Origin of the sequence: Pelistega indica (genome assembly GCF_000506865.1) — a bacterium.
Taxonomy (GTDB): domain Bacteria; phylum Pseudomonadota; class Gammaproteobacteria; order Burkholderiales; family Burkholderiaceae_B; genus Taylorella; species Taylorella indica.
In genome coordinates this window covers 1-3,050 of the sequence record NZ_AYSV01000034.1, presented here as the reverse complement: position 1 = coordinate 3,050, position 3,050 = coordinate 1, and the positions used below count along the sequence as shown (strand labels likewise).

The following is a 3,050-nucleotide window of genomic DNA, read 5'->3' as shown; positions in this document are numbered from 1 at the left end:
GCTCGTATGGATAAGCGTCCAAGGCAGTGAGTATTAAAACTCATGAGCATCCGGGCTTTGCGACTGATATGCAAGCTCAGATGATGGCACTCAATACGATTTCAGATGGTACGTCAGTAATTGTTGAAAATATTTTTGAAAATCGTTATATGCATGTACCTGAACTAATTCGTTTAGGGGCAGATATTACGTTAGATGGTCATACCGCAGTGGTCAATGGCGTTGAGAAATTATATGGAGCCAAAGTGATGGCAACAGACTTGCGTGCATCAGCAAGTCTAGTGATTGCTGCATTAGCTGCGGAAGGCGAAACTATTATTGATCGTATCTATCATTTGGATCGTGGCTATGCAAGATGGAAGAGAAACTTCGTATGGTAGGTGCTAATATAGAACGTATTAAAGGGTAGAAAATGAGTTCAATAGAACAACCGCTGATTACGCTAGCATTATCAAAGGGTCGCATATTTGAGGATACTGTACCCTTGTTGGAGGCAGCGGGTATTCAAGTTCCTGAAAATCCCGAAAGCTCACGTAAGCTAATCTTAGCGACCAGTAATCCTTATTTGAGATTACTAGTAGTACGAGCTTCAGATGTACCAACTTATGTTCAATATGGTGCAGCAGATATTGGTATTGCTGGTAAGGATATTCTTTATGAGCATAGCAAGGAGCACCCAGGAGGACTTTATCAGCCGATTGATCTAGATATCGCTAAATGCCGACTCTCTGTCGCTGTACGTAAAGGGTTTGATTATGAGGGCGCTGTTAAAAAAGGAGCTCGCCTGAGAGTAGCAACCAAATATGTGAATGTTGCTCGTGAACACTTTGCACGCAAAGGCGTTTATGTGGATATTATCAAACTTTATGGCTCTATGGAGCTTGCTCCATTAGTTGGCCTAGCTGATGCGATTGTTGATGTTGTTTCAACAGGAGGTACATTAAGAGCCAATGATTTGGTTGAGGTGGAGGATGTGTGGCCTGTGTCTTCGCGGTTGATAGTTAATCAAGCCTCCCTAAAGACTAAAGGGCAATATTTGCAGCCGTTGATTGATGCCTTTGCAAAAGCTAGTCAAGGAAATAGTCATGAGTAAGTCTGTTATTAATCGTTTAAATTCAAAAGATATTGCATTTAAAGATAATTTAAAGTCATTGTTGGCATTTGAGTCAGAGCAAGATGATGCAATTGAAAATGCTGTAAATAGCATTTTGAAAGATGTTAAACAAAATGGCGATAAGGCTGTTTTGAAGTATTCACAACAGTTTGATAAGGTCACAGCAACGTCAATGGCTGAGTTAGAGGTTTCGCTAGCTGAGTGCCAAGTGGTCTTAGAGAGTTTGCCACAAGAACAGCGACAAGCCTTGGAAGCTGCAGCAGAACGAGTGCGTACATATCATGAGCGTCAGAAAACACCTTCTTGGTCATATCAGGAATCTGACGGTACGATATTGGGCCAGAAGATTACCCCTATGGATAGAGTCGGTTTATACGTGCCAGGAGGTAAGGCAGCTTACCCTTCATCCGTATTAATGAACGCTATTCCGGCTAAAGTGGCGGGTGTTAAAGAGGTGGTTATGGTCACACCCACACCGAATGGGCAGCGTAATCCATTGGTATTAGCTGCAGCTGCTGTAGCGGGCGTTGATCGTATTATTACCATTGGTGGTGCACAAGCTGTGGCCGCACTAGCGTATGGTACAGAAACGATTTCTCAAGTGGATAAAATCGTTGGTCCTGGAAATGCCTTTGTTGCATCAGCTAAACGCCATGTGTTTGGTACTGTGGGTATTGATATGGTAGCTGGGCCTAGTGAGATTTTAATTATTGCAGATGGTAAAACACCTGTGGATTGGATTGCTATGGACTTGTTTTCTCAAGCTGAGCACGATGAACTAGCTCAGGCAATTTTATTATCACCAGACGAAAATTATCTGAATAAAGTCGAAGAATCAATTATTAAACAACTTGAAGCAATGCCGCGTAAGGATATTATTGCAACAAGTCTAAAAAATCGTGGTGCTTTAATCAAAGTAGATAGCCTAGATGAGGCATGTGAGATTGCGAATTTTATTGCACCAGAACACTTAGAAATTTCTACTGAAAATGCACAGGTGTGGGCAGATAAAATCCGTCATGCTGGTGCTATTTTTATGGGTCCTTTTAGCTCTGAGTCATTGGGTGATTATTGTGCTGGACCTAATCATGTATTACCTACATCACGAACAGCACGTTTTTCATCACCGTTGGGTGTATATGATTTTCAAAAACGTTCGAGCCTGATTCAAGTATCTAAGCAAGGAGCGCAAACACTTGGCAGAATTGCTAAGGAGTTAGCTTACGGTGAGGGCTTGCAATCTCATGCACGTAGTGCAGAATATCGATTAGTATCTGAGGAAAAATAAAATGCGTACAGCAGAAATTATTCGTAATACCAATGAAACTAAAATTAGGGTTTCAATTAACTTAGATGGAACTGGTAAGCAATCGATTAATACAGGTGTGCCTTTTTTAGATCATATGATTGATCAGATTGCTCGACATGGCTTAATTGATATTGAGATTGAGTGTGATGGGGATGTACATATTGATGACCACCATACTGTTGAAGATATCGGCATTAGTCTAGGTATGGCAGTGGCTAAAGCGGTGGGTGACAAAAAAGGTCTTACTCGTTATGGACATTCTTATGTACCATTAGATGAGGCGTTATCACGTGTTGTCATGGATTTTTCTGGACGACCTGGTCTTGATTATCATGTCCCCTTTACACGCGCATTGGTGGGGCGATTTGATGTTGATTTAATCCGTGAATTTTTCCAAGGATTTGTTAACCATGCTTTAGTGACATTGCACATTGATAATCTGAAAGGGATTAATTCGCACCATCAGGCAGAGACTGTATTTAAAGCTTTTGGTCGTGCTTTACGTATGGCCGTAACACCAGACCCTCGTTCTGAGGGGGTTATTCCTTCTACCAAAGGTGTATTGTAATGGGCTCCAATGTCAATATAGCGATGWGGATTATGGAATGGGAAATATCCATTCTSTGA

General features: G+C 41.4%; 3 protein-coding genes and 1 pseudogene. All 4 read left to right on the top strand.

Annotated elements, in window-relative coordinates; all coding sequences use genetic code 11:
* Positions 1-20: 20 nt before the first annotated feature.
* A pseudogene (locus tag V757_RS17905) lies at positions 21-409 on the top strand (UDP-N-acetylglucosamine 1-carboxyvinyltransferase); the annotation flags it as partial.
* A gap of 3 nt (positions 410-412) precedes the next feature.
* Positions 413-1,093 (top strand): ATP phosphoribosyltransferase, encoded by a 681-nt coding sequence (gene hisG / locus V757_RS17900; RefSeq protein ID WP_023949680.1) that lies wholly within the window; start codon positions 413-415, stop codon positions 1,091-1,093.
* A complete protein-coding gene (gene hisD / locus V757_RS17895) occupies positions 1,086-2,402 on the top strand; it encodes a histidinol dehydrogenase (RefSeq protein ID WP_023949678.1) in 1,317 nt (438 codons plus the stop codon). Before hisG ends, hisD begins: the two co-directional genes overlap by 8 nt.
* Before the next feature lies 1 nt (position 2,403).
* Positions 2,404-2,991 carry an imidazoleglycerol-phosphate dehydratase HisB gene (gene hisB / locus V757_RS17890; RefSeq protein ID WP_023949676.1) on the top strand — a complete coding sequence of 196 codons (588 nt, stop codon included), beginning with the start codon at positions 2,404-2,406 and terminating at the stop codon, positions 2,989-2,991.
* The last annotated feature ends 59 nt before the right edge of the window (positions 2,992-3,050 follow it).

Bases quoted from the DNA above. Each gene is read 5' to 3' on its own strand.
- hisG (WP_023949680.1), top strand. From the start codon at position 413: ATGAGTTCAATAGAACAACCGCTGATTACGCTAGCATTATCAAAGGGT.
- hisD (WP_023949678.1), top strand. From the start codon at position 1,086: ATGAGTAAGTCTGTTATTAATCGTTTAAATTCAAAAGATATTGCATTT.
- hisB (WP_023949676.1), top strand. From the start codon at position 2,404: ATGCGTACAGCAGAAATTATTCGTAATACCAATGAAACTAAAATTAGG.